Below are 26,038 nucleotides of genomic sequence, written 5' to 3'. Positions count from 1 at the left end.
CGCCGCAGAACCATTTGCCCGAACTAGGTCTAGACTGCAAACGCGTCTCCCATCCTTGCGTGACAGGAGTTACCCCATGCATTACCTCACACCCGATCTGTGCGATGCGTATCCCGATCTGGTCACCGTGCTGGAGCCGATGTTCAGCAATTTCGGTGGTCGCGACTCCTTTGGCGGTGAGATCGTCACGGTCAAGTGCTTCGAGGACAACTCCCTGGTCAAGTCCCAGGTTGAGCTCGATGGCAAAGGCAAGGTGCTGGTAGTCGACGGTGGCGGCTCGTTGCGCTGTGCACTGCTGGGCGACCTGCTGGCCGAGAAGGCCGCGCATAACCACTGGGAAGGGCTGGTGATCTACGGCTGCATCCGCGATGTCGACATGATCGCGCAACTCGACGTCGGGGTGCAGGCGCTGGCCACTCATCCGCGCAAGACCGACAAGCGCGGCATCGGCGACCTCAATGTCGTCGTGCATTTCGCCGGTGTCACGTTTCGCCCCGGAGAATTCATCTACGCCGATAATAACGGCGTTATCGTATCGCCGGAACCGCTGAAAATGCCGGAATAACCCGTAGTACTGCTGTGGAGTGAGGATGTTCGAGGAAGAAAACGCGCAGTGGGGGCTGGTGCATGCCCTGGTGCTGGACGGCAAGGGTGGTGCGCGTGCAATAGCTAGAGCCGAGATCGATGACCTTGTGTTGCAGCCGGCCGAGAGCCTTTGGCTGCACTGGGATCGTGGCCATCCACAGACCCAGAGCTGGCTGCGCACCAGCAGCGGGCTCAATGCGTTCACCTGTGACCTGCTGCTCGAGGAGAACACCCGCCCCCGCCTGCTGCCGTTGCCGGACTGCCAGTTGCTGCTGTTTTTGCGCGGGGTCAACCTCAATCCCGGAGCCGAGCCCGAGGATATGGTTTCGGTGCGCATTTTTGCCGAGGCGCAGCGGGTCGTGTCGCTGCGCTTGCGACCCCTGCGGGCCACCGACGAGCTGCTGACCCAGTTGCAGGCCGGTGTCGGGCCGAAGACGGCCTCTGAGGTCATCCTGTATCTGGCGCAATACCTGACCGAGAAGGTCCAGGCGCTGGTGGGCGATCTGTCCGAGGCCGTGGATAACGAAGAAGACAAGGTCGATGCCGATGAGCGCTACGCCCCCGAGCACGGCAGTCTTTTGCACTTCCGCCGACGGGCCGCCGGGCTGCGGCGTTTTCTGGCCCCGCAACGCGATATCTACGCGCAATTGGCGCGCCACAAACTGCCGTGGTTCGAAGACGACGACGGCGACTATTGGAATGAGCTGAACAACAGCCTGATTCGTTACCTCGAGGAGCTGGAGTTGACTCGTGAACGTATCGGGTTGCTGCTGGAGGCCGAAGATCGACGCCTCAGCGAGCGCATGAACCGCACCATGTACCGTTTCGGCGTGGTGACCGGGGTGTTCTTGCCCATGACCTTTATTACCGGCTTGCTGGGCATGAACGTCGGCGCGATTCCTTTGGCGCAAAGCCCCCATGGTTTCGAGATTGCCTGTTCGTTGATGCTGCTGGTCGCGGTAGGGCAGTGGTGGCTGTTTCGGCGTTTGCGTTGGGTGTGAGCATGCGGTAGGTAACCAGGCGGTTACAAAAATATTGGACGCGCGTTCCGTGTCGATGTGACCCATGGCGGCCGTGGCTCGTCTTTGAATGAAATTCGCGAGGTGCCCATGGTCGATCCGTTTGAAGAGTCCCTGCGCGACATGCTCAATGCATCCTCGTCCACTCGCGACCACGATGCCTCTTTGGGCCGGGTGTTGAAGACGGCCAACCGTCAGGTGGGTGCGCAGGACCTGTTCAGCCTGATGGGGCGTTGGTTGCAGGCCTGCATGATTGCGGTCAATAACGGTTCCGGGCATGTTGCGCCGGTATCGCGGCGTACTATCTCTGCGCAACCCGCAGATAAGGCTGACTGAATATGCAACTCGATCTCTGGACGCAGAGCCTGGTCACCGCCATGACGGCGTTGTGGACCAAAATCGCCAACTTCATCCCCAACCTGTTCGGGGCGCTGGTGGTGGTGCTGCTCGGGTTCGTGGTGGCCAAGCTGCTCGACACCTTGCTGTCCAAGCTGCTGGCCAAACTCGGCCTGGACCGCATCATGGGCGGCACCGGCCTGACCAAGTTGATGAGCCGCGCCGGTATCAAGGTGCCGATCTCGACGCTGGTGGGCAAGATCGTCTATTGGTTCGTGCTGTTGATTTTCCTTGTTTCAGCCGCCGAGTCCCTGGGTCTGCAACGAGTGTCGGCGACCCTCGACGTGCTGGCGCTGTATCTGCCCAAGGTGTTCGCCGGTGCGCTGGTGCTGCTGGTCGGTGTGCTGTTGGCACAACTGGCCAACGGCCTGGTGCGGGGCGCGGCCGAGGGCGTCGGGCTCGACTATTCAGCAGGTCTGGGGCGTGTCGCGCAGTGGTTGGTGATCATCATCAGCATCTCGGTGGCCATCAGCCAACTGGAGATCAAGACCGACCTGCTCAATCATGTGATCGTGATCGGGCTGATTACCGTTGGTCTGGCTGTGGCGCTGGCCATGGGGCTGGGCAGTCGTGATATCGCCAGTCAGATCCTTGCCGGCATTTATGTGCGCGAGCTGTACCAGGTCGGTCAGCACGTACGGGTTGGAGAGGTCGAAGGACAGATTGAGGAGATCGGCACGGTGAAGACCACCTTGCTGACCGACGAAGGCGAGCTGGTGTCGTTGTCGAACAGGATTTTGCTGGAGCAGCGTGTGAGTAGCCGCTAACCCGGCATTCCTGCTAATGTATGCCGCCGCAAAATGGCCCGATCTCCGGGTTGTGGCGGACATTGAACACTGCCGGCCCGACTTGTTTTGAATAACGTACATTCGCTGCCTTTGCGCTACGATCCCCGCGAGCTGACCGATGAGGAGCTGGTGGAGCGTTCGCACGTCGAACTGTTTCATGTGACGCGGGCGTATGAAGAGCTGATGCGGCGCTATCAGCGCACCCTCTTCAACGTTTGTGCACGCTATTTAGGGAACGATCGTGACGCCGACGATGTCTGTCAGGAGGTGATGCTGAAGGTGCTTTACGGTTTGAAGAATTTCGAGGGTAAGTCGAAGTTCAAGACCTGGCTCTACAGCATCACCTACAACGAGTGCATCACGCAGTACAGAAAGGAGAGGCGCAAGCGCCGCTTGTTGGATGCCCTGAGTCTCGACCCGGTCGAGGAAGCATCCGAGGAGACGACGCCCAAGCCAGAAGAAAGGGGCGGTCTTGACCGTTGGCTTGTGCATGTGAATCCGATAGATCGGGAAATTCTGGTGCTGCGATTCGTTGCGGAGCTTGAATTTCAGGAGATAGCCGACATCATGCACATGGGTCTGAGCGCCACCAAAATGCGTTACAAGCGCGCGTTGGACAAGCTACGAGAAAAATTTGCGGGAATGACTGAAACTTAGTTCATAGCAAATATCTCTAACCATTCGGCGAGTTCTGCTAGACTTGCCGACCAGTTGCCTCTGAATTTTTTGAGGCTGCTAACAATCACCAGATGGGGATTTAACGGATGAAACTGAAAAACACTTTGGGCCTGGCTATCGGTTCGCTGGTAGCTGCGACCTCTTTCGGCGTTCTGGCTCAAGGCCAAGGCGCAGTAGAAGGCGAAGCTTTCTACTCGAAGAACTACAACGACAGCGTCAAGCACGTTGAAGACGGCCGCACCGCCGGCGGTTCGATCGGTTACTTCCTGACCGACGACGTAGAACTGGTTCTGGGCTACGGCAAAACCAACTACACCCGTTCGAACGACGGTACCGGTTCGCAGAAGATCCACGGTGACACCGGTTCCCTGTCTGCTCTGTACCACTTCGGTGCTGTTGGCGACTCGATCCGTCCATACGTTTCCGGTGGCTTCGCTCACCAGAGCCTGAGCAACGTCGAAGCTGACGGCCACAGCGGTCGCGATCAGTCGACTTTCGCTACCATCGGCGCTGGCGCCAAGTGGTACTTCACCAACAACCTGTACGCTCGTGCCGGTGTTGATGCTTCGTACAAACTGGACAACGGCAAGTGGGACTATGCTCCTACCGTTGGCCTGGGCGTGAACTTCGGCGGCAGCGGCGGCAAGCACGAAGCAGCTCCTGCTCCTGCTCCAGTTGCTGATGTCTGCACCGACAGCGACAACGATGGTGTTTGCGACAACGTCGACAAGTGCCCTAACACTCCAGCCAACGTCACCGTTGACGCTACCGGTTGCCCGGCAGTGGCTGAAGTCGTTCGCGTTGAGCTGGACGTCAAGTTCGACTTCAACAAGGCTGTGGTCAAGCCTAACAGCTACGGTGATATCAAAAACCTGGCTGACTTCATGAAGCAGTACCCACAAACCACCACTACTGTTGAGGGTCACACTGACTCCGTCGGTCCTGACGCTTACAACCAGAAGCTGTCCGAGCGCCGTGCAAACGCCGTTAAGCAAGTTCTGACCAACCAGTATGGTGTTGAGTCGAGCCGCGTCAACTCGATCGGTTACGGTGAAACCCGTCCAGTCGCTGACAACGCCACTGAAGCTGGCCGCGCCGTTAACCGTCGCGTAGAAGCTAAAGTAGAAGCTCAAGCTAAGTAATTAGCCCACAGCTCCAGAAAAGCCCGGCTCAGGCCGGGCTTTTCTTTGCCTGCGATTTAGTGCGCCGGCTGCTACAATCCCTTTCCTCATTTCGTCTTGCCGAGTCCATTGCGCCCATGTACAACCTGGCCCGCCAGCTGCTGTTCAAACTGTCCCCGGAAACCTCCCACGACCTGTCCCTGGACCTGATCGGCGCCGGTGGCCGTCTCGGTCTCAACGGCCTGCTGACCAAGGCGCCAGCGGCATTGCCAGTCACGGTGATGGGCCTGCAGTTCGCCAACCCGGTAGGCCTTGCAGCGGGGCTGGACAAGAACGGTGCAGCCATCGACGGCTTCGCCCAGTTGGGCTTCGGGTTCGTCGAGATCGGTACCGTGACGCCGCGGCCTCAGCCGGGCAATCCCAAGCCGCGTATCTTTCGTCTGCCGGACGCGACCGCGATCATCAATCGCATGGGCTTCAACAACCTGGGCGTCGACAATCTGGTCGCTCGGGTACAGGCCAGCAAATACCGTGGCACGTTGGGGATCAACATCGGCAAGAACTTCGATACCCCGGTAGAGCGCGCAGTCGACGATTACCTGATCTGCCTGAACAAGGTTTACGCTCACGCCAGCTATGTGACCGTCAACGTCAGCTCGCCCAATACGCCGGGGCTGCGAAGCCTGCAGTTCGGCGAGTCGCTCAAGCAGTTGCTCGATGCGCTGGCGGTGCGTCGCCAGCAGCTCGCGCTTGAGTATGGCCGTCACGTACCGCTGGCGATCAAGATCGCACCGGACATGAGCGATGAAGAAACCGCATTGGTGGCCAGCGCCCTGCTCGAGTCGGGAATGGATGCGGTGATCGCCACCAACACCACGCTCAGCCGTGTGGGTGTCGAAGGCTTGCCCCATGGCGATGAGGCGGGCGGCTTGTCCGGTGCGCCAGTGCTGCAACAGAGCACCCACATCGTCAAGGTGCTGGCTCAGGAGCTGGGCGGCAGGTTGCCGATCATTGCTGCGGGTGGTATCACCGAAGGGCGTCACGCGGCCGAGAAGATCGCCGCCGGGGCGAGTCTGGTGCAGATTTACTCGGGCTTCATCTACAAGGGACCGGCGTTGATCCGCGAATGCGTGGACGCCATTGCGGCGCGTACGTTGTAATTTCGAGGCCAGCGCCATATCTCGAAATCATGGGGGATGGCGCAAAAAAGAGGGCCCCATCAAGGGGCCCTTTGGGCGCTAGCCCGCCGCCCGGGTCGGGCGTGCATGGTTAAACGAATAAAGTCGGTTCGCAGTCTTGCTCAGCCGACAGCGTGAAGTTCGTTGAGCCTGTGTATCCCCGCAGTGCCGGTCATACCGTCCCAGTTGTCGCCGCGTCCTTCGCGCCAGCCATTGATCCAGGCTTGACGAACCGACGGTAGAGTAAAAGGGCAAAGCTCGCGGGATTTGCCATGGATACCGTACTGGTAGCCGCGTAAAAATGCTCTTTCCAACGGATCACGCTTGAGTCTTCTCATAGGGTGTAGCCCTCACTTGTTGACTGTTATGTCCCGTCGACCTCAATAGGTCGGGCAGAATCTTTCTGCCGGTGCTGCGCTCGCTGCCGGCGTCGCGAGCCTGGATGTCGTCCCGTTGCGGTGGCGACTTGATGAGTTGTAAAGAAATGAGCAGGCGCTGGGAACGATCTTTTTGTCATAAGGCGGTAATGATTTTGTAGTCCTGACCATAAGTAAAAATTTGCGTCATCGCTCGCAGCGTTCAAACCCCGTATGATCAGGCCCTTGCATTGCTATAGGGTCATCGTGCCATTGCGAATGATGGCTATTTGCACCGTAATGTTTGGCGACGAAGGGTCATATTGCAACCGTTCGCCGTTGCTGAATCGAATACTCTGCTCACAAATCCAGGCTGGCCGTCGTCCGATGGTACTGGCGAACTTGTGGGTGGTGCGGCACCTTGAAGGTGTCACGCGGGCGCCTTGCTGGAAGGGCGCTTACTCAACCTGGAGACGGCAACGCGCTTGCCGCCTCAATGACTGCCAAGGCTTGGATTGACACATGTCGGATCGTTTTGAACTCTTTCTCACCTGCCCCAAAGGCCTTGAAGGCCTGCTCATCGAGGAAGCTACCGGCCTGGGCCTGGAAGAGGCCCGCGAGCACACCTCGGCGGTGCGCGGCATGGCCGACATGGAAACCGCCTACCGGCTGTGCCTGTGGTCGCGACTGGGTAACCGCGTATTGCTGGTACTCAAGCGCTTCCCGATGAAGGACGCTGAAGACCTCTATCACGGCGTGCACGATGTCGAGTGGGCGGACCATCTGTTGCCTGATGGCACCTTGGCGGTCGAGTTCAGTGGTAACGGTTCGGGCATCGACAACACTCACTTCGGCGCCCTGAAGGTCAAGGACGCCATCGTCGACAAACTGCGCACCGCCAGCGGCGAGCGACCGAGTGTCGACAAGCTCAACCCTGATTTGCGCGTGCACCTGCGTCTGGATCGCGGCGAAGCTATCCTTTCCCTCGACCTGTCCGGCCACAGCCTGCACCAGCGCGGCTATCGCCTGCAGCAGGGCGCTGCACCGCTGAAGGAAAATCTCGCGGCGGCGATCCTCATCCGTTCCGGCTGGCCACGCATTGCTGCGGCGGGCGGCGCGCTGGCCGACCCGATGTGCGGTGTGGGGACCTTTCTGGTCGAGGCTGCCATGATCGCCGCCGACATGGCCCCCAACCTCAAGCGCACGCGCTGGGGCTTCAGCGCCTGGCTCGGCCACGTGCCGGCCCTGTGGCGCAAGCTGCACGACGAGGCGCTGGCTCGCGCGGCGGCCGGCCTGGCCAAGACGCCAAGCTGGATTCGCGGTTATGAGGCGGATCCAAGGCTGATTCAGCCGGGGCGCAACAACGTCGAGCGCGCCGGCCTGAGCGACTGGATCAAGATCTACCAAGGCGAAGTGGCCACCTTCGAGCCGCGCCCGGACCAGAACCAGAAAGGCCTGGTCATCTGCAACCCGCCCTACGGCGAGCGGTTGGGCGATGAAGCGAGCCTGCTGTACCTCTATCAGAATCTCGGCGAACGCCTGCGCCAGGCGTGCCTGAACTGGGAGGCGGCGGTGTTTACCGGTGCCCCCGATCTGGGCAAGCGCATGGGTATTCGCAGCCACAAACAGTATGCGTTCTGGAACGGCGCCTTGCCGTGCAAACTGCTGCTGATCAAGGTCACCCCGGATCAGTTCGTCACCGGCGAGCGTCGCACTCCGGAACAGCGCCAGCTGGAGCGCGAACAGGCCGAACAGGTCGAGCAGTCCGCCCCCGTAGTCGACCCCTATGCGCGGGTCAACAAGAACGGCAACCCGGTCAAGCCGACTCCGGTTCCGGCGCCAGTGGTCGAGCAGCCTCGCCTCAGCGAAGGCGGGCAGATGTTTGCCAATCGCCTGCTCAAGAATCTCAAGGCGCTGGGCAAATGGGCCAAGCGCGAAGGCGTTGATTGCTATCGCGTCTACGATGCCGACATGCCCGAATATTCCCTGGCCATCGACCTGTATCACGACTGGGTGCACGTGCAGGAATATGCCGCGCCCAAGTCAATCGATCCAGAGAAGGCTCAGGCGCGCCTGTTCGACGCCCTGGCGGCGATTCCCCAGGCCCTGGGGATCGACAAGAGTCGCGTGATCGTCAAGCGTCGTGAACGCCAGAGCGGCACGCGCCAGTACGAGCGCCAAAGTGCTCAGGGGCAGTTCACCGAGGTCAGCGAGGGCGGCGTCAAGCTGCTGGTCAACCTGACGGATTACCTGGACACCGGGCTGTTTCTCGATCATCGGCCGATGCGCCTGCGTATTCAGCGGGAGGCGGCTGGCAAGCGCTTCCTCAACCTGTTCTGCTACACCGCGACCGCCAGCGTTCATGCTGCCAAGGGCGGCGCCCGCAGCACCACCAGCGTCGACCTGTCGCGCACCTATCTGGACTGGGCGCGCCGCAACCTGTCGCTCAACGGTTTCTCCGACAAGAACCGTCTCGAGCAGGGCGATGTCATGGCCTGGCTGCAAGCCTGCCGGGACGAGTTCGAGCTGATTTTCATCGATCCGCCGACCTTCTCCAACTCCAAGCGCATGGAAGGGGTGTTCGACGTGCAGCGCGACCACGTGCAATTGCTCGATCTGGCCATCGCGCGTCTTGCGCCGGGCGGCGTGCTGTACTTCTCCAATAATTTTCGCAAATTCCAGCTCGACGAGCACCTGGCTACGCGCTACGTCGTCGAAGAAATCACCGCCCAGACCCTGGATCCGGACTTCGCCCGCAACACCAAGATTCACCGCGCCTGGAAAATTCAGGCCAAGTGATGCGTGCTCGGCTGGTGGCGGCACTACCGACACGGACTGCTTCGCCCCGTTAGCGTGCAGTCCGTCGCAAAGTTGGATAAATCCACCGTCTGCGGCCAGGGCGCAGATGAAATGAGATGATAAGCCACTAGTCAAAGTAGTGGCATATCGCTATAACTCGGTTCAAGCCATGCGAACGCTTTGCTTTGCTGGCGTACCGAGTCCTGCCTATGTCACAGACTGGCGCGCGCCCCAGAATTCTCGGCTTTATCAGCGTGGATGCGGCTGCGTGGCTGGTGGCTGTAGTGGTGTGTACCGGCGGCCTCGTCAGCACCGGGCTGATCGCCTGGTCGAGCTACGACAGCTTCCAGCGCCAGCTTCGTCAGCGCTTCGAATTGCTCGCGGGCGAGCGCTTCACGCGTATCGAAGAGCGCTTTACCGATCAGGTCCAGCGCCTCGATGGGGTGCGCCGCTTTATCGTCTATTCCCAGACCGTCAGCCGGGATGAATTCAACGGTTACGTCAAACCCCTGCTGGGCCGCACCCTGGCCTACAGCTGGGCGCCGCGCGTTGCCCGCAGTGAGCGTGAGGCCTTCGAGCGCGACGCGCGGGCCGAAGGTATCGCCGGCTTCAGCATTCGCGATCTGGCAGGCAACGGGCAACTGGTGCCCGCCGCACGGCGGGACGACTACCTCCCGGTGTTCTTCACCCAGAGCAAAGTGCAAGCGGATGTGCCTCTGGGCTATGACATGCTCACCAACGAACCGCGGCGTCAGACCTTCCAGCGCGCCCAGGCCATCGGCAGTTTTGCCCTGTCCCCCCCCGTGGTGCTGGTGGGATTGAGGGAGGAGGACAGCCACGGCATGTTGATGGTTGCGCCGGTCACCGGCCCGAGTCGGGGCGATCCATTGCTGGCGCGGCCAGTCCCAGGTTTTGTCAGCGCTATCATCAGTGTGCCGTTGCTGATGACGGACGGCCTGCCGACCCCGGCGGACGACAATCTGCAGGTCCGTATTCGCGATCTGGCCGCGCAGCCGACCGACGCGCTGTTGTTTCAATCACCTGTCGCCGCGACCGAGTTGAATCTGTCGGCCATCCATTTCATGACCTTGGGGGATCGCTCCTACGAAATCATGTTGCGGCCCAGTAATGTCTTCGCTCACGCCAACCGCTCCAACGCACAGCTGACCGTGCTGCTGCTGGGCAGCTTGCTCAGCGTGTTGCTCAGCACCTTGCTGTACAGCTTGATCAGTCAGCGTCAGCGCGCGCTGGCGTTGGTGCACGAGCGCACGATTCAATTGCAGGAACGCGATCGGCTCTTGCAAAAACTCAGCGCCGAAGTACCCGGCGGGATTTATCAGTATCTGAAGACCGCCAATGACGCCGAGCGCTTCACCTACGCCAGCAAGGGGCTGCTGGATATTTTCGAGCTGTCCACTCAAGACCTGGTACTCGATACGCGCCGGATGCTGGAGCGCTTGCACCCGGATGATCTCGATCAGGTCAACAAATCCATCAACTGGTCCCGCGAGCACCTGAGTCGCTGGCGCGAAGAGTTTCGTATCGTCGTTCCGCGGGCGGGCCTGCGCTGGGTTCGTGGCGAGGCGACACCTGAGCGACTGGACGATGGCGGAACCCTCTGGCACGGCTACTTCACTGATATTTCCGATCTCAAGCGGGTGGAGGAAGAGCTGCGGGCGCTGTCGATTACCGACGCGCTGACCGGTATCTATAACCGCCGGTATTTCCAGGAACGGCTCAAATCCGAGCTCAGTCGCGCCGAGCGTGACGGCACCGAGCTGTCGGTGATCATGCTGGACATAGATCACTTCAAGCTGATCAACGATCAATACGGACACGCCGAGGGCGATCGGGCGCTGCAGTCGCTGTGCCAGCGCATCGCCCAGCGCCTGCGTCGCGGCGATGTGTTCTGCCGGTTGGGGGGCGAGGAGTTCATGGTGCTGTGCCCGGGCACCAGCAGCGATCAGGCCTATGCGCTGGCGCTGGAACTGTGGCAAGGATTGCGCGCAGCGCCTACCGATGGCGTCGGCGTGGTCACCGCGAGCTTCGGTATCGCCAGCTGGCGCCGCGGGGAGGGGGCCGACACCTTGCTGCTGCGCGCCGACTCTGGCGTCTATGCGGCCAAGCAGGCTGGACGCGATCGCGTCCAGGCGCAGTTGCCCTGAGGGCGATCAGTTCTGCAGCGAGATCGACGATGTGTTGCTCGCGGGCTGGCGATACAAGTCCAGCAGCACCTGGTCGAGCACCGACGACGTGCCCCACGGCTTGGGGTCATTGAGGATGGCCACGACCGCCCACGTCGTGCCGTTATCGTCGCGGCTAAAGCCGGAGATCGCGCGAACGGTATTCAAGGTGCCCGTCTTGATATGGCCTTCGCCGGCCATGGCCGTAGTCTTGAGGCGCTTGCGCATGGTGCCGTCCATGCCCACCAGCGGCATCGAGCTCATGAACTCGGCCTGGTAGGGGCTTTGCCATGCCGACTGCAGCATCATCGCCATTTCCCGGGCGCTGACCCGTTCGTCACGGGATAGCCCGGAGCCGTTTTCCATGACCAGGTGGGAAGCGGTGATGCCTTTTTTCGCCAGCCATTGGCGAATCATCCGCTGAGCTGCCTTGGCATCATCGCCGTCGGCGTCGCTGCGATACTGCGCGCCAATGCTCAGGAACAGCTGCTGGGCCATGGTGTTGTTGCTGTATTTGTTGATGTCGCGAATGATCTCCGCCAGATCCGGGGAGAACGCTCGGGCCAGCAATGTGGCGGTCTTCGGTACTTCACCCTGGCGGTCGTGGCCCTGGATGCTGCCACCGAGCTCGTTCCAGATGGCGCGAACCGCTCCGGCGGCGTATTCAGGATGATCGAGCAGCGACAGATAAGTCTGCGAGCTGCAGCCTTCAGCCAACTGTCCGCTCACCACCACCGATATGCCATCGGCCTGAGGCACGGGGTTGTAGCGCACATCGGCGCCGCATTTGCTGCCTGGGATGGCCTTGACCTGATTGTCGATATGAATGGTGGCGATCGGTGGCTCAACCGATACGCTGACCTTGCCCGCGTCGTTGCGGGCGATGAAACGCATGGCCTTGAGGTTGATCATCAGCGCGTCGGGCTTGACCAGGAACGGCTTGTTGTCGTCGCCGCCATCGTCGTTGAAGTCCGGCAACTGCGGCTGGATGAAGTAGCTGCGATCGAGCACGAGGTCGCCGGTGATCTGCCGCACGCCGTTATTGCGCAGATCGCGCATCAGCAGCCAGAGTTTTTCCAGGTTGAGCTTCGGATCGCCGCCGCCCTTGAGGTAAAGATTGCCGTTGAGGATGCCGCTGTCGAGTTTACCGTCGGTGTAGAACTCGGTTTTCCACTGGTAGTTGGGGCCCAGCAGCTCCAGCGCTGCATAGGTGGTCACCAGTTTCATGGTCGACGCCGGATTGACCGACACATCAGCGTTGAACACCGTCGGCGTGCCGGGGCCGCTCAATGGCACCATGACCAGCGACAGGGCATTGTCGTCCAGTTTGGCGGCCCGCAGCGCCTGCTGAACCTTGGGCGGCAGGGTGGTGTTGAGCGGGGCGGCGGAGAGGGAGAACGTCAGCGGCAGCAGAAAGCCGGCCAGCAACAATGGACGTAAAGATTTGATCATCTGCACTAAGACTCTGCATGAAGAGGTGAAAAGTCGAGGGCGAAGAAAGATGAAGGCCCTCGTTCCAAAAATGTGCGGGGGCATTATGCCCTGCGTGCTCGCCCGTAGCGAGGGCAGGGCAACGAAGGTTCGGCAATCTTCGGCATAAACTGCTAAAGTGCCGCGCGTTATTACTCAAGAGGATTGTATTCATGGCCACTAATCGTTCCCAACGTCTGCGCAAAAAACTCTGCGTCGATGAATTCCAGGAGCTGGGTTTCGAGCTGAACCTCGAGTTCAAGGAAGGGCTGGCTGAAGAGGCAATCGATGCATTCCTCGAAGCGTTCCTGAAAGACGCCATGGAGGCCAATGGCCTTGGCTATGTCGGCGGCGATGACTTCGGTCTGGTTTGCCTCGAGAAGCGCGGCTCGGTCAGCGAAGAGCAACGTGCCACTGTCGAAGCCTGGCTCAAGGCGCGTAGCGAACTGACCAGCGTTGAAGTCAGCCCGTTGCTGGATGTCTGGTATCCAGAAAAGCCGATCAATCCGGTTGCCTGATGCCCTGGCCGGCGGACGCCCTTGCGGGTGGTCCGCCGGTCATTCATTCGCTTTGCCGTTCCAGATATCGATGTAGATAGGCCCGCGCGGTCAGCGTTCGCCACCGCCTGCTTTTACCCGAGTCACCAAGGGTATTTCATACCTCCAGTTTTCCCACGGATGCCGCCAATGGCTGCGGTTCATGCCCGACGATGCCAGCGGCCGCGGTGCTGATCACTGCGCGAATGAACGCAATGCGATCAGGGCCCAGGGTGTCCGTTTCCGTCAGCATGCCGGTGTCGCGGTGCAGCAGCACCAGCAGGCCCACCAGTTGTTGGCCACGATTGCGCAACGGGATCGCCACCAAGTGTACGCGTGGGCTTTGCAGGCGGCTCATGAGGACTTGCAGGTCTTGGGCGTTTTCGAACCCCAGGGAGGTCACCAAGGCCGTGCTGCCACTGCAGGCCTGGCGCATCCAGTCCGGAGCGTCGAGGTCGGTAGCCAGGCGCGAGCGCAGATTCAATGTCGATGGCGCCAGGCGCTGCTGCTGGATGATTACGCCACTGACCGACAGTCGCGGGCCGCTCTCATCGATCTGATAAATCAGCCCGCCATGGGCTTGGCTGACCATCAAGGTCTCTTCCAGCAGATGCTGCAACAGCGGCGCGAACTGCGGTTCGGCGCACAGGCGACTGGCAACGCTGAAGAATTCGCCTAGGGTGCCTTTCATGCGCTGCATGGCGGTGGTCAGTTCATCCACTTCAAGCACCGCCGAAGGCTGGCTCAGGCAACGCTCGAATTCAAAGCGCCTCACGCTTTCGGCCTCTTTCACCAGCGCCCGCATCGGTCGTACCATCAGGCGCGCCGCCAGCCAGCCGAATGGCAAGCACAGCAGCAACGCAGTCAGTGTCAACGGGGCGCCGTTGCGCCGCAGCCGATACGCATCCGCCAGCAGTTCGTCCTCGGGCATCAATAACGCCAGTTGCAAGCCTCCCGGGCCGCCTTCCGGCTGCAGACTGTGGGCGATAATCCAGGTGCGGCCTGTGACCGTCAGGCGCTGGTCGGCGGGCACACCTTGGGCCAGGAGCTTGGCCAGTACCGGTGACAGATCGGCGACCCTGGCCAGATGCGGAGTCCCGCCTTCGACCACTAGCTGGCTGCTGTCGGGGTAAGCGACCGCATTGCCCTGTGGGTCATAGAGCACGGCCTGGGTGCTCGGGGTGATTTTGTGCTTGCTCAGCGTGGCGCTCAGTTGCGCCAGGGTCAGGTCTGCGGCAATTACCGTACCGGCGCTGCTGCGCCTGGCCAAGGTAGTCCCCACCTGATGGCCGGAGTAGAACACATAGGGAGCCGTGGTGATCGCGCCGTCATGGTTGTTGGCATCCATGAACCAAGGGCGTTTGCGCGGATCGTAGGTTTCGTTGCTATTTTGCTGGCGGGTTATCAGTTGTAGCTGATTGTCATAGAACAGCGACTGCGAATGCGCCATGCCCTGAGCGTCACGCTCGACGCTCCAGACTTGCAACTGCGCACCACTCGGCGCCTTGAGCAGCGTTTTAAGGGCATCGGTGCGTAACGGCCGGACCATGAAGAAGCTGCCGTCGATGTCGCCGATGAATAGCGAGGTGAGATTCGAATTGTCGGTCAGCGCCTGGTTGAAGGGTGCCAGCAGCTTCAGGCGCTGCTCCAGCGGAGCGTGGGTGCCGGGATCGGCCAAGGCCAACAGGTTGAGCACGTTGCGGATAGGTTGATAGGTGTTTTGCAGGTCGAGGCGTACATCCTGATCGAGCCGGGCAAAGAGTTGCTGGCTACTGCCGAGAATGATCTGCGACGCTTGGCGATAGTTGAAGAGGCCCAGCAGGGTGCCAATCAACAGCAGCATCAGGGTCAACATGGCGCTGATGTGAACGTGCAAGGGAAAGCGGCGTCGCGTGGGCCAGTGCATCGAGAATCTCTCCTGAGGGATGCGTCGGCTGGCGCCAGTGTGTGCCGCTTTCAGGGGGGCGCAAGGCAGGCGGGCAGTCCTGGTTGGCGATAATGTCAATTTGATGCTGCTGTGACAAGCCTGACGCACTAAATGCTGCGATTGCTGGATAACCTTGCGCGGTCATATGCCTTCATACCAGCCCATGACGCTTGGCCAATTCGATAAGGTCGATGGCCGAGTCGATCTGCAACTTTAGCATCAGGCGTTTTTTATAGGTGCTGACCGTTTTGTTACTTAAAAACATACTTTCGGCAATCTCGTGATTGGTACGGCCCTGGGCGTACAGTTGCAGCACCATCAGCTCTCGATCATTGACCAGTTTGAATAACCCCATTTCTTTTGAATGTTCAGCGCAACGGGCAGGGGCGGCCATGGCGTCCCTGGGGAAGTAGTTATAGCCGGACAATATCGCCTTGATCGCGCTCAGCAGTTCGGTTGGGTCTTCCTTTTTGCTGACAAATCCAGATGCGCCTTGGCCGATACAACGTCGAGTGAAGTGCTCTGGCGGTTGCACCGTCAGTATCAGCGTACGCACAGGCTGGTTCATGGCTCGTAGGCGCGCTAGTAGCTCCAGCCCGTCGAGACGCGGCATCTGGATATCGAGGAGTAACAGGTCAGGACTGGTTTCGCGCACCATCTGGATGGCATCGGCACCATTGTCGGTTTCGCCGGCTATTTGATAACCGGCGTCTTCCAGTACCTTGCGCATACCGAAGCGAATGACTGGGTGGTCGTCAACGATGAATATCGAATGCATAGTGCGCTCCAGGCTGGGCACGAATAGTATTCGCACATTAGCGCAGTTGTAGCGAGGGGCACATATGGATAGGTGGTTGTAGTGCTTATATAAGAAAATTCCTACTGGAAAAGTATGCGGTAAATATAAATTCAATAATCTTGGATGTTGTCAATCGGGGTGATTGATTCTGATTGTGTCTATGTGCCGAGCCGGATTTGGCGCGACGGGTGTGCAAGCAGGGAGATATCAGCGCCCCTTGCGGTCGATGCCGCAAGGGGGGGCTCATACGGGGCTCGAGCGGCCGGTCATTTCCCGGGCCATCTCGCTGGCATAGCTGTCGGTCATGCCGGCAATAAAGTCGATGACCCGCATGAACGAGGTGTGTAATGGCACTCCCGGACTCGGCGCATTGTTGCCCAGCAGGTCCAGAATACGCCGGCTCTTGAACGAAGGTGCACCGCCGTCGTGTTGTTCCAGAGCCGCTCCGCAGAAGGCGTTGAGGAGGATCTCCAGAGTGGTATAGGCGCCTATTTCATGCAGCGTTTTGCGCTTGTCCTGGAAGATCTTCTTGCGGGCCATGTCCTTGGCGCTCAGCACGCAGCGTTTCGCCGGACCGTGCATGTGCTCGACCAGATCACCCGGCAAGGTACCGGCCAGCAAGGCTTCCTGCTGCTCGACGAAGGCCCTGGCTGCCGCGTTGGTCAGGTGCTCGATGGCCTTGCCGCGCAAGATTGCCAGCTTGCGTCGGCGAGAATCGCCTGGGCCCAGTTGGCGGTAAGTCTCGGGAAGATCATCGCCCACCAGCCCGAGCAGCAGCGCTTCGACCTCCGCGTATTCGAGCAGATCCATCTCCAGGCCATCTTCAAGGTCGATCAGTGCGTAGCAGATGTCGTCGGCGGCCTCCATCAGGTACACCAGCGGATGGCGCGCCCAGCGTTGGTCTTCGATCTGAGGCAGGCCGAGTTTGTGGGTGATCTGCTCGAGCAAGGGCAGCTCGCTCTGGTAACAGCCGAACTTGTGCTTCTTGTAGCCCAGCGAATCGGCATGGCGCGCCGTCCAAGGGTACTTGAGAAAGGTCCCCAGCGTGGCGTAGGTGAGCCGGGTGCCGCCATCGAACTGGTGGTACTCGAGCTGGGTGAGCACGCGAAAGCCTTGGGCGTTGCCTTCGAAGTTGAGGAAGTCCGCACGTTCGGCGAGGCTCATCGCATCCAGCCAGCCACGGCTTGCCGCCTGATGGAACCAGCTGCGGATGGCGTCTTCGCCGGAGTGGCCGAAAGGCGGGTTGCCGATGTCGTGGGCCAGGCAGGCGGATTGCACGACCATGCCCAGGTCGCTGGGGTCGCACCACTGGGGCAGGCGGTCGCGCAGGGTTTCGCCCACACGCATGCCCAGCGAGCGACCGACGCAGCTGACTTCCAGTGAATGGGTCAGACGCGTGTGGATATGATCGTTGCTGGTGACAGGATGCACCTGGGTCTTGCGCCCGAGGCGGCGGAAGGCACCGGAGAAGATGATCCGGTCGTGGTCCTTGTGAAAAGGGCTGCGGCCCAGCTCCTCGGCGCTGTGCAGGACCTTGCCGAGGCGTTCACGGTTAAGCAGTTCAGGCCAATCCAAGGCGAGGCACTCCAATACGGTAACAAGCACCTAGCTTCAGGCCTGGCGCGTGGTTGCGCAAGGGTGGCAGGCGTATCTGCATGTATCGTCGGCCGTCGGCCTGGCGCGGACCTATAGCACAGCAGCGTCCACGTCGATCAGCAGCAAGCGGTTGCCGTTGTCGAAGAACTGCCCCGCGGTCAGGCAATACTGGTTGCTGGTGGCGTCGCGATAGGTGCTGGAGAGGATCAGCCGACGCTCGTCCCAGCCCTCGGCCAGCAGGTGGTAGAAGTAGGGGCGCCACGACCAGTTGTGGCCCAGATAGCTGGCGTCGGTCTGCCAGGCGTTGTCACGCCATTCGTGGTTGGGGGTCAATTGCGTACCTTGCCGATCGCATTGATAGAAACGCAGTAGCCAGGGGCTGTCGACGAAGTGCGGCAATTCGCTGATCGGTGCATTGGCGCTGGCCCAGGTCTGCAGATGGCCCATAAGTGTTACCAGTTGCTTGCGCAGGGTCATCAGCCGGGCGCGTTCATCGACCTTGCGCGCCACATAGTGCTCGCGCAATTCGGCGAAGCGGCTGACGAAGGCGTCAGGATCGAAGAAGTGCGGTTCGGCGCGGGCGAACAGGTAGCCCTGCACGTAGCGGGAACCGCATTCGAGCGCGAAATCCAGCTCGGCTTCGGTCTCGACGCCTTCGGCGATGATCCAGCAGCCGGTCTTTTCCGCCATCAGCGCCAGCGCCTTGACCACCTCACTGCTAGGGCCGCCTCGGGCGGCGGCCTGGAACAGACGCATATCAAGCTTGAGAATGTCCGGCTGCAACGCCAGCACGCGGTCGAGCTGCGAGTAGCCGGCGCCGAAGTCGTCGATGGCAATCCGCGCGCCTACTTCACGGTAGCGGCGTACCACTTCGCTCAGGCGTTCGGTATCGCCATTGAATTCGGTGATTTCGAAAACGATCCGCTGCGGGTCGATGCCGTGTCGTTCCAGCTGCCGCAGGCTGGGCAGAGCTTGTCCAGGCTTGAGGCGGCTGATCCAGCGCGGCGACATGTTGAGGCTCAGGAACCAGTCCTCGGGGACTTCCTTGAGTCTGCTCAGGGCGTTGTCGCGGATCATGCGGTCGAGCTTGCGCAGTGTCGCTGCTGGTGTGCGTGGGTCGGCGAAGAGCGGGCCGACCGAGGACAATTGGCCGTCGGCCTGACGCAAGCGCCCCAAGGCCTCAATTCCAGCGATACGACCCGTGGCGGTGTCGATAAACGGCTGGAAACATGCGAGCGGTTGCCCGTCGATCACGGCGACTCCTTAAACACTGTGGGTTTTTGCTGCGGATGGTGCAGGCGTCAGACGCCATTACGGCCGTCGATGCGCAGGGCGCACGACAGCCGTAATGGGGATGTACTGCAAGAATGTAGCCAAATAGTGGCACGCCGCGCGGGCCGATCAGTGTTTGTCGGCGCCGCCTCTCATTACCAGCTTGATCAAGGGCATCAAGGTCGCGCTCAACTTCAGCAGGCGCGACACGCTGCCCTCGGTACGAACCACGGCAGGAGCGGCTGGCTTGCTCGACCCTGCACCCTTGCCGGTAAAAAAGCCCATGAGCATGACCGCGCCCATGCCCCAGAGTGGTGCATGCTTGATCCCCAGTCCTTCCTGAACCGAACGACTGGCGCCCTTGAGGCGGGTGAGGGGGTTGACCAGGCTGCGAGCTTCCTGGCGAATTTCCTGGCGGTGCATTTCAAGGCGCAAACGAATCAGCGCCTTGCGCATGTCCTGGCGTGAATTCTTGCTCGGCGGATGGGCACTCATGGCAACAGGCGCTCCCGGTCATTGGCCAGTTCTTCGAGGGTGCCGCTGAACGGCGAGGATTCATCGAAGATCGCCGCTTTGAGGCGTACCGCACAGAACAGCCCGGCCAGCAGGTAGAAAATGCACAGGCCGATCATCCCTGGAATACGGTAGTTGTCCCACAATAAAATGAGGATCAGACCAGACAGCGCCACCAGCGCCAGCAGGGCGAAGACCAAGGCCAGCCCGGCGAACAACAGCAGGCTGACCGTGCGGGACTTCTGCTCTTGCAGCTCGATCCCGAACAGTTCGATATGGCTGTGCAGCATGCCCAGCACCGCAGCACCGAGTCGGCGTGCGGTGGAGCCGCTGCTGGATGAAGTATCGCTGTCCAGAGCCATGATCAGCGACGAGACGCCAGCAGGCCGATGAGGAAGCCGACACCGGCGGCAATGCCGATCGACTGCCATGGGTTGGCCTGTACATAGTCTTCAGCCTGAACCACCACTTCCTTGCTCTTTTCGCTCAGGGATTCCTGGGTTTCCTTGAGGGATTCCTTGGCCTTGAGCAGGCTTTCGTGAATCTGGGCGCGCAATTCATCAGCTTGGTCGCCTGCCAGCGTGGCGGTGTGTTCGAGGAGTTTTTCAGCGTCCTTGACGAGGATCTGAAAGTCGTTCGCGAGTACTGCCTGAGCCGTCTTTGCTGTCTTGCTGACCATGTCTTTCTCCGTTGATTGCGTTATGGGTGTTCGAGTACTCAGGTATCGGGAAGGTTCATTCCGGAGTGCTGGTACGGCTTTTGCTATTTGCTGGTGCGTTTACTGAAAAGATGCCCCAAATAGGTTCGCGGTCACGCCGTAAAGAACCATATCGGTGCGCGGTAATCATGCTTGCCCTGTTTCAGTGCTTTTAACTACCTTAGGCCTGCCGTTCTCATGGAAATCTCTCAAAGCGCTGTGGATTCGCTGATCCACGGTTCCAATACCCTGTTCATTCTTGCCGGTGCCGTGATGGTACTGGCCATGCACGCGGGCTTTGCCTTTCTCGAAGTGGGCACCGTGCGCCACAAGAATCAGGTCAACGCGCTGTGCAAGATACTCAGCGATTTTGCCGTGTCGACCCTGGCGTACTTCTTCGTCGGCTACTGGGTCGCCTATGGCGTGACCTTTTTGCAGCCTGCCGCAGTGATTAACGTCGACCATGGCTTCGCGCTGGTCAAGTTCTTCTTTCTGTTGACCTTCGCCGCCGCTATCCCGGCGATCATTTCCGGGGGCATCGCCGAGCGCGCGCGTTTCGTGCCGCAGCTGTTCGCCACGGTGTTGATCGTAGCCTTCATCTACCCGTTCTTCGAGGGGATGATGTGGAACGGCAACCTCGGTGTCCAGGCCTGGTTGCAGGCGCAGTTCGGTGCCGGCTTCCACGATTTTGCTGGGTCCGTGGTGGTGCATGCGATGGGCGGCTGGCTGGCGCTGGCGGCGATCCTGTTGCTGGGCCCGCGCGATGGCCGCTATAGGGATGGCAAGCTGGTGGCCTTCGCACCGTCCAATATTCCGTTTCTGGCGTTGGGGTCGTGGGTGCTGATTGTCGGCTGGTTCGGCTTTAACGTCATGAGCGCGCAGACCCTGCAGGCGGTCAGCGGCCTGGTGGCGATCAATTCGCTGATGGCCATGGTCGGCGGCACTCTGGCGGCGCTGATCGTCGGCCGCAACGATCCGGGCTTCCTGCACAACGGTCCTCTGGCCGGTCTGGTGGCGGTGTGCGCCGGTTCCGACCTGATGCACCCGGTGGGTGCGCTGGTGACCGGGGCGATTGCGGGTGGGCTGTTTGTGGTGTGCTTCATCGCTGCCCAGCGCCAGCGCCGATTCGATGACGTGCTCGGGGTCTGGCCGTTGCATGGCATCTGCGGCGTCTGGGGCGGCATTGCCTGCGGCATTTTCGGCCAGACGGCGCTAGGCGGCCTTGGTGGTGTCAGCCTGATCAGTCAAGTGTTCGGCAGCGCGCTCGGGGTGCTGATAGCGGTGGTTGGAGGTTTTTTGGTTTACGGCGTGATCAAGGCAGTGGCCGGGATCCGCTTGAGCCAGGAGCAGCAGTATTACGGCGCGGACCTGTCGATTCACCGGATTGGAGCGAATGCGCATGAGTGATGACGCACTGGGTTGTCGTCGTGCGCAGAGAGTCCTAGACTGAGGGCTCAGACCGGTTAAGGGCGCGTCGAGCATGAACCCCGAATGCCAGCTTTTCATCACCGTCCAGTGCCACCTGTGCGAGCAGGCGGAGGCAGAACTGATGCCTTGGGTGGAGCTGGGTCTGTTGGTCGAGTTGATCGATATCGCCGACCATCCCCAGTACCTTGCTCCCTATGAAATGCGCATTCCGGTGCTGCGTCGGCTTGATACCGGCACCGAACTCGATTGGCCGTTCGAGCCCGAGCAGATCTCGCGGTTTCTGGCCTATGATCCGCGCAGTGCGTGAAGGATAATGCCTGACCGCCTTGATCGCCGAGCCCGTCATGACTGCCACGCCCTTCAATCCTTCCCATCATCAGGCCAGTACGGTCAGCTTGCCGGCTGGGCCGTGGGTAACGGTGTTGGAATGTCTGTGCGCGCATTTTCAGGCAATCAGTCGCCAGCAGTGGCTGGACCGTATCGCCCGGGGGCGCGTGCTGGATGCCAGCGGGCAGCCGATCAGCGTTGATCTCGCCTATCGCCAGGGCCTGCGCATTCACTATTTTCGTGAAGTGCCCAACGAGAAAGTGATCCCCGCTCAGGAGAGCATTCTGCACATCGACGAGCACCTGGTGGTGGCCGACAAGCCGCATTTTCTCCCAGTGACGCCGACCGGTGAATACGTCGAACACACCTTGCTGCGGCGCCTGATCCGGCGTCTCGATAACCCCCATCTGGTGCCCCTGCATCGCATCGATCGGCACACCGCCGGACTGGTGCTGTTCTCGGCCAATCCTGAGACGCGCTCCGCCTACCAGTCGCTGTTCCCCACGCGGCGTATCCACAAGCATTATCAGGCGGTTGCTGCCGCGTTGCCGGACTTGAATTTTCCGCTGACGCATTGCAGCCGGTTGGTGCATGGCGAGCCGTTTTTTCGCATGCAGGAAGTGGCAGGGGTGAACAACAGCGAGACCCGGGTGCAGGTGGGGGAGAAGATGGGTGATTTCTGGCGCTATGATCTTTTTCCCATTACCGGCAAGACTCATCAGTTGCGCGTGCACATGATGTCGTTGGGGGCGTGTATCCGGCATGACCCGTTTTATCCGGATGTGCAGCCGAATGGGGCTGAGGACGATTATGCCAAGCCGCTGCAATTGCTGGCTCGGGGGCTGCGATTCGATGATCCGTTGAGCGGTGAATCACGCCAGTTCGAGAGCGCGTTGCGGTTGCAATTGTTGAATGACGGTTTTGTTGGGCGGGGTTGATTGGGATTTTGGGTGGTTCTGCTTTCGAGCCGGCCTTGGGTTCGCCGCCCCAGCATTGGCCCTTCGCCTAGGCTCAGGGTGCCTGCGCTCCGGCACGCGGCCTGCTGGATGGGGCGGCGAACCAAAGGCCGACTCGAAAGCAGAACAGTGACATTGGTGGTGTCTGCTCTTTCATGAAATCGCTCGAATCTCGGCTGGTCCTTTGCTGCGGGCCTGTGCGGCCGCCCCTCCAGCAGGCCGCGTGGAGGCGCCTGAAGAGAGGACGATCCCGGCAGGATGCCGGGTCAGGCGCGTTGGGCCAGGGATGGCCCATTGCGCCGTGCCCTCTCTTCAGGTGCCGGAACGCGGGTACCCTGAGCCTAAGCGAAGGGCCAATGGACAGGGCGAGCCGCACAGGCCCGCAGCAAAGGACCACACCCCATCTCCAGCAAAAATACCGGCAACAAAAAAGCCCGCTGTGTGCGAGCTTCTTGTTAACAGCGGCCCAAGCCACTGTCATGAATCTGGTCGGGGAGACAGGATTCGAACCTGCGGCCTTCTCGTCCCGAACGAGACGCGCTACCTGGCTGCGCTACACCCCGAAATCGACATTGCGTTCGAACCGCATGTTGTCACTTGGCAGATCATCCTTGAAGCACCGGCGCGGATGCGTGTCTTTGATCACGCATCCAGCGGCCAATGAATCACAGCTCCTTGACGGTGCGCACCTGATCCTTGTTGACCTTGGTCTCTTTACCGTCCAGTTGCTTGAACTGGTAGAAGCCGGTGTCATCGTCATACTTCGGCGTGTCGGTGGTCTGGATTTCACGCCCGTCGTTCAGGGTGATAACGCTAGGGTTGGCGCAGCCAGCGAGGGTGGCAAGGCCCAAGGCGAGCAGGACGGCGGGCAGAATACGGTGGTTCATGGGTGTTCTCCGGTAAGTAATGCTTGTTCTCCTCTGTTCGGACGCCCGTTTGCGAATGTAAGTTCCATCGATAACTGACCTCTTAAATACTTGCGTTGCCACCACCGTGCGTTTGCGCGAGGGCTTCAGGGGTATTGAGATTGGCCAGGCGTGGGTCGTCAGGCAGGCATTGCAGCGGCTGCGCGTCCAGTGCCAGGAGGATCTTGCGCGGGCTGCGCTCGCCCGCATGCCAGGCGCCCTCGAACAGCGCCGCGTGCATCACCGGAATGATGCAAATCAACGGCTCCCAGTGTTCACCATGACGCACCATCACAGGCTGCTGGGGGTGCCGAGCCGCGCACTGCAACAGGCCTTGCAGCAGCGAGGCGTCCAGGCCCGGGACGTCACAGGGCAATACCAGCAGATGGGTATGGCGAGCCACGGCCAGGCCCGCGCGGATACCCGCCAGAGGGCCAGGGAAGTCATCGCTGTCGTCACTGACCAGCCGATCCGCATACGCGGCGTACTGCGCCGGGTTACGGTTGCAAGAGATGATCAGGTCATCGCCCAGCGATCGCACCAGGGCCTGCAAATGCGCGATCAGCGGCTGGCCGCGCCAGTGCACCAAGCCCTTGTCGCGACCGCCCATGCGCTGGCCCCGGCCGCCGGCCAGCAGCAGTACCGAGCAGGGTGTCAAAGGCAGATCAGCAGGCATGGCGGGTCTCGGCAGGCGTAGGGAAGCGAGGCTGTGATATAACACCGCGCATCTATTTGAACAACTGGACCTAGCCCATGAAGCCCAAGGCCGATGTACCTTTTGTGCCGCTCAATATTGCGGTACTCACTGTCAGCGACACACGCACGCTGGAAACCGATACCTCAGGTCAGCTGTTCGTCGATCGATTGACCGCTGCCGGTCACTCACTGGCCGAGCGCGTGTTGCTCAAGGATGATCTGTACCGCATTCGCGCCCAGGTCGCGCACTGGATTGCTGAAGACGTGGTGCAAGTGGTGTTGATCACCGGCGGCACCGGTTTCACCGGGCGCGACAGCACTCCGGAAGCCGTCAGCTGCCTGCTCGACAAGCAAGTGGATGGTTTTGGTGAGCTGTTTCGGCAGATTTCCGTGGCCGATATCGGCACTTCTACCGTGCAGTCGCGCGCGCTGGCCGGGCTGGCGAACGGCACGCTGGTGGTGTGCTTGCCAGGCTCGACCAATGCGTGTCGAACCGGCTGGGACGGCATCCTCGCCGAGCAACTGGATATACGCCATCGGCCGTGCAATTTCGTCGTGCACTTGAAGCAGGCCGAACCCTGCGCCAGCCGTGGCTGAGTTGGGCGCGGCAAAGCCGCTGATGCCGCTGGAACGGGCGCTGGCGCAATTGCTGGCAATGGCCGACGCGACCCCGATCATCGAGCGTGAGACAGTAGCGCTGGCGGCGGCTCATGGTCGTGTGCTGGCCGAGGACCTGGTCGCCGGCCTCGATCTACCGCCATGGCCAAACAGCGCCATGGATGGTTATGCCTTTCGATGCGCAGACTGGACCGGTACGCCGTTGCCGGTCAGTCAGCGTATCTTTGCGGGCCAGGCGCCAGCACCGCTGCAGCCGGGCACGTGCGCGCGGATTTTCACGGGGGCGCCGTTGCCAGCGGGCGCCGATTGCGTCGAGATGCAGGAAAACGCCGAGATCCTGGGTGACGAGCGTGTGCGCTTCGTCGAGCCCATCGCGGTCGGTCAGAATGTTCGACCGCAAGGGCAGGAAACGCGGGTCGGGGAGTTGGTGCTAGCAGCAGGCACCCTGCTCAGTGCCATCGAACTGGGATTGGCGGCGTCGTTAGGGCGTGCCGAGTTGCAAGTGGCGCGTCGGGCCCGAGTGGCGGTGTTGTCCACGGGTGATGAACTGGTCGAGCCAGGGCAGCCGCTAGGGCCGGGGCAGATCTACAACAGCAATCGGCAGTTGCTGATCAGCTGGTTGACGCGTTTGGGGTGTGACGTGGTGGATGCGGGGATCTTGCCGGATGATCTGGACCGTACCCGCGCGCGCCTGGGCGAGTTGCGAGAGGTCGATCTGATCTTGAGTACGGGCGGGGTGTCGGTCGGCGAGGCTGATTTTCTCGGCATCGCGCTGCGGGAGGAGGGGGAGCTGGCGCTCTGGAAGTTGGCGATCAAGCCCGGCAAGCCACTGACCTGTGGCCAGTTCCGTGGGGTGCCGGTGATCGGGTTGCCGGGTAATCCGGCGTCAACGCTGGTGACATTTGCGCTGCTGGCCCGGCCCTATCTGCTGCGCCGCCTGGGTGTGCAGGACGTCACTCCCTTGCAGTTCAGCGTGCCGGCCGGCTTCGATTGGCCGCGTGCCGGCAATCGTCGGGAATACCTGCGTGCACGCCTGGAGAATGGTCGGGCGGTGATCTATCCCAACCAGAGTTCAGGCGTGCTGCGCAGTGCAGCCTGGGCTCAGGGCCTGGTGGAGGTGCGCGAAGAGCGGACCTTGCAGGCCGGCGAGCCGGTGGTCTTCATTCCCTTGAGTGAGCTACTCGGCTGAGGGTTT

At 60.9% G+C, this 26,038-nt stretch carries 26 protein-coding genes and 1 tRNA gene; 15 read left to right on the top strand and 12 right to left on the bottom strand.

Features of this window, described 5'->3' with window-relative positions:
• Positions 1–76: 76 nt before the first annotated feature.
• The 7 genes from rraA (at position 77) to REH34_RS04780 (ending at position 5,747) form a co-directional block, all read left to right on the top strand.
• The gene (gene rraA, locus REH34_RS04810) at positions 77–565 is read left to right on the top strand and encodes a ribonuclease E activity regulator RraA (RefSeq protein ID WP_311970956.1); all 489 of its coding nucleotides are present in this window, start codon (positions 77–79) and stop codon (positions 563–565) included.
• 25 nt (positions 566–590) lie between these two features.
• Positions 591–1,586, top strand: a complete 996-nt coding sequence (locus REH34_RS04805; RefSeq protein ID WP_311970955.1) for a zinc transporter ZntB — start codon at positions 591–593, stop codon at positions 1,584–1,586.
• A gap of 108 nt (positions 1,587–1,694) precedes the next feature.
• Positions 1,695–1,940, top strand: a complete 246-nt coding sequence (locus tag REH34_RS04800; protein WP_226506558.1) for a CrfX protein — start codon at positions 1,695–1,697, stop codon at positions 1,938–1,940.
• A 2-nt stretch (positions 1,941–1,942) separates the two neighbouring features.
• Positions 1,943–2,767 (top strand): mechanosensitive ion channel family protein, encoded by an 825-nt coding sequence (locus REH34_RS04795; RefSeq protein WP_311970954.1) that lies wholly within the window; start codon positions 1,943–1,945, stop codon positions 2,765–2,767.
• Between the two features lie 87 nt (positions 2,768–2,854).
• The gene (sigX, locus tag REH34_RS04790) at positions 2,855–3,445 is read left to right on the top strand and encodes an RNA polymerase sigma factor SigX (protein ID WP_226506556.1); all 591 of its coding nucleotides are present in this window, start codon (positions 2,855–2,857) and stop codon (positions 3,443–3,445) included.
• Positions 3,446–3,552: 107 nt separating this feature from the next.
• Entirely contained in the window at positions 3,553–4,608 is a 1,056-nt protein-coding gene (locus tag REH34_RS04785) for an OmpA family protein (RefSeq protein WP_226506555.1), read from the top strand.
• A gap of 116 nt (positions 4,609–4,724) precedes the next feature.
• The gene (locus tag REH34_RS04780) at positions 4,725–5,747 is read left to right on the top strand and encodes a quinone-dependent dihydroorotate dehydrogenase (RefSeq protein WP_226506554.1); all 1,023 of its coding nucleotides are present in this window, start codon (positions 4,725–4,727) and stop codon (positions 5,745–5,747) included.
• Positions 5,748–5,887: 140 nt separating this feature from the next.
• On the opposite strand, the gene rmf is transcribed toward REH34_RS04780, so the two are convergent.
• Positions 5,888–6,103 carry a ribosome modulation factor gene (gene rmf, locus REH34_RS04775; RefSeq protein WP_008368461.1) on the bottom strand — a complete coding sequence of 72 codons (216 nt, stop codon included), beginning with the start codon at positions 6,101–6,103 and terminating at the stop codon, positions 5,888–5,890.
• Between the two features lie 540 nt (positions 6,104–6,643).
• On the opposite strand from rmf, the gene rlmKL reads away from it, so the two are divergent.
• Both rlmKL and REH34_RS04765 read left to right on the top strand, forming a co-directional pair.
• Positions 6,644–8,920 carry a bifunctional 23S rRNA (guanine(2069)-N(7))-methyltransferase RlmK/23S rRNA (guanine(2445)-N(2))-methyltransferase RlmL gene (rlmKL, locus tag REH34_RS04770; RefSeq protein ID WP_311970953.1) on the top strand — a complete coding sequence of 759 codons (2,277 nt, stop codon included), beginning with the start codon at positions 6,644–6,646 and terminating at the stop codon, positions 8,918–8,920.
• A gap of 209 nt (positions 8,921–9,129) precedes the next feature.
• On the top strand, positions 9,130–11,085 hold the full coding sequence (locus tag REH34_RS04765) for a GGDEF domain-containing protein (RefSeq protein WP_311970952.1): 1,956 nt from the start codon (positions 9,130–9,132) through the stop codon (positions 11,083–11,085).
• Between the two features lie 6 nt (positions 11,086–11,091).
• Here REH34_RS04765 and dacB read toward each other — a convergent pair whose 3' ends face one another.
• Positions 11,092–12,555 (bottom strand): D-alanyl-D-alanine carboxypeptidase/D-alanyl-D-alanine-endopeptidase, encoded by a 1,464-nt coding sequence (dacB, locus tag REH34_RS04760; protein WP_311970951.1) that lies wholly within the window; start codon positions 12,553–12,555, stop codon positions 11,092–11,094.
• A gap of 191 nt (positions 12,556–12,746) precedes the next feature.
• On the opposite strand from dacB, the gene REH34_RS04755 reads away from it, so the two are divergent.
• Complete coding sequence (locus REH34_RS04755; protein WP_226506550.1) at positions 12,747–13,091, top strand: YggL family protein; 345 nt, start codon at positions 12,747–12,749, stop codon at positions 13,089–13,091.
• 136 nt (positions 13,092–13,227) lie between these two features.
• Here the strand turns inward: REH34_RS04755 and REH34_RS04750 are convergent, their stop codons facing one another.
• From REH34_RS04750 to REH34_RS04720, 7 genes are all read right to left on the bottom strand, one after another.
• On the bottom strand, positions 13,228–15,015 hold the full coding sequence (locus REH34_RS04750) for a cache domain-containing protein (RefSeq protein WP_311970950.1): 1,788 nt from the start codon (positions 15,013–15,015) through the stop codon (positions 13,228–13,230).
• Between the two features lie 172 nt (positions 15,016–15,187).
• Positions 15,188–15,814 (bottom strand): response regulator transcription factor, encoded by a 627-nt coding sequence (locus REH34_RS04745; RefSeq protein ID WP_226506548.1) that lies wholly within the window; start codon positions 15,812–15,814, stop codon positions 15,188–15,190.
• Positions 15,815–16,078: 264 nt separating this feature from the next.
• Entirely contained in the window at positions 16,079–17,410 is a 1,332-nt protein-coding gene (locus REH34_RS04740) for a deoxyguanosinetriphosphate triphosphohydrolase (RefSeq protein WP_311970949.1), read from the bottom strand.
• Between the two features lie 111 nt (positions 17,411–17,521).
• On the bottom strand, positions 17,522–18,685 hold the full coding sequence (locus REH34_RS04735) for an EAL domain-containing protein (RefSeq protein ID WP_226506546.1): 1,164 nt from the start codon (positions 18,683–18,685) through the stop codon (positions 17,522–17,524).
• Between the two features lie 147 nt (positions 18,686–18,832).
• Positions 18,833–19,198 carry a hypothetical protein gene (locus REH34_RS04730; RefSeq protein WP_311970948.1) on the bottom strand — a complete coding sequence of 122 codons (366 nt, stop codon included), beginning with the start codon at positions 19,196–19,198 and terminating at the stop codon, positions 18,833–18,835.
• Entirely contained in the window at positions 19,195–19,578 is a 384-nt protein-coding gene (locus tag REH34_RS04725; RefSeq protein WP_226506544.1) for a phage holin family protein, read from the bottom strand. The genes REH34_RS04730 and REH34_RS04725 overlap by 4 nt, the downstream gene beginning before the upstream one ends.
• Before the next feature lie 2 nt (positions 19,579–19,580).
• A complete protein-coding gene (locus REH34_RS04720; RefSeq protein ID WP_226506543.1) occupies positions 19,581–19,895 on the bottom strand; it encodes a YqjD family protein in 315 nt (104 codons plus the stop codon).
• Positions 19,896–20,111: 216 nt separating this feature from the next.
• Here REH34_RS04720 and REH34_RS04715 point away from each other — a divergent pair, with 216 nt between their 5' ends.
• The 3 genes from REH34_RS04715 (at position 20,112) to REH34_RS04705 (ending at position 22,606) form a co-directional block, all read left to right on the top strand.
• Positions 20,112–21,320 carry an ammonium transporter gene (locus REH34_RS04715; protein WP_226506542.1) on the top strand — a complete coding sequence of 403 codons (1,209 nt, stop codon included), beginning with the start codon at positions 20,112–20,114 and terminating at the stop codon, positions 21,318–21,320.
• Between the two features lie 73 nt (positions 21,321–21,393).
• Positions 21,394–21,648: a glutaredoxin family protein gene (locus REH34_RS04710; RefSeq protein WP_311970947.1), complete on the top strand. Its 255-nt coding sequence runs from the start codon at positions 21,394–21,396 to the stop codon at positions 21,646–21,648.
• Positions 21,649–21,685: 37 nt separating this feature from the next.
• The gene (locus tag REH34_RS04705; protein ID WP_311970946.1) at positions 21,686–22,606 is read left to right on the top strand and encodes a pseudouridine synthase; all 921 of its coding nucleotides are present in this window, start codon (positions 21,686–21,688) and stop codon (positions 22,604–22,606) included.
• 504 nt (positions 22,607–23,110) lie between these two features.
• Here the strand turns inward: REH34_RS04705 and REH34_RS04700 are convergent.
• From REH34_RS04700 to mobA, 3 genes are all read right to left on the bottom strand, one after another.
• Positions 23,111–23,187 (bottom strand) — tRNA-Pro (locus REH34_RS04700).
• Between the two features lie 102 nt (positions 23,188–23,289).
• Complete coding sequence (locus tag REH34_RS04695) at positions 23,290–23,511, bottom strand: YgdI/YgdR family lipoprotein (protein WP_226506539.1); 222 nt, start codon at positions 23,509–23,511, stop codon at positions 23,290–23,292.
• A gap of 82 nt (positions 23,512–23,593) precedes the next feature.
• Entirely contained in the window at positions 23,594–24,205 is a 612-nt protein-coding gene (gene mobA / locus REH34_RS04690) for a molybdenum cofactor guanylyltransferase MobA (RefSeq protein WP_311970945.1), read from the bottom strand.
• Between the two features lie 77 nt (positions 24,206–24,282).
• On the opposite strand from mobA, the gene moaB reads away from it, so the two are divergent.
• Both moaB and glp read left to right on the top strand, forming a co-directional pair.
• Positions 24,283–24,822, top strand: a complete 540-nt coding sequence (gene moaB / locus REH34_RS04685; RefSeq protein WP_226506537.1) for a molybdenum cofactor biosynthesis protein B — start codon at positions 24,283–24,285, stop codon at positions 24,820–24,822.
• 22 nt (positions 24,823–24,844) lie between these two features.
• Positions 24,845–26,032: a gephyrin-like molybdotransferase Glp gene (gene glp / locus REH34_RS04680; protein WP_311972044.1), complete on the top strand. Its 1,188-nt coding sequence runs from the start codon at positions 24,845–24,847 to the stop codon at positions 26,030–26,032.
• The last annotated feature ends 6 nt before the right edge of the window (positions 26,033–26,038 follow it).

Origin of the sequence: Pseudomonas baltica, from assembly GCF_031880315.1 — a bacterium.
Taxonomy (GTDB): domain Bacteria; phylum Pseudomonadota; class Gammaproteobacteria; order Pseudomonadales; family Pseudomonadaceae; genus Aquipseudomonas.
The sequence above is the reverse complement of the archived record's forward strand: the minus strand, read 5'-3'. Positions and strand labels throughout refer to the sequence as shown.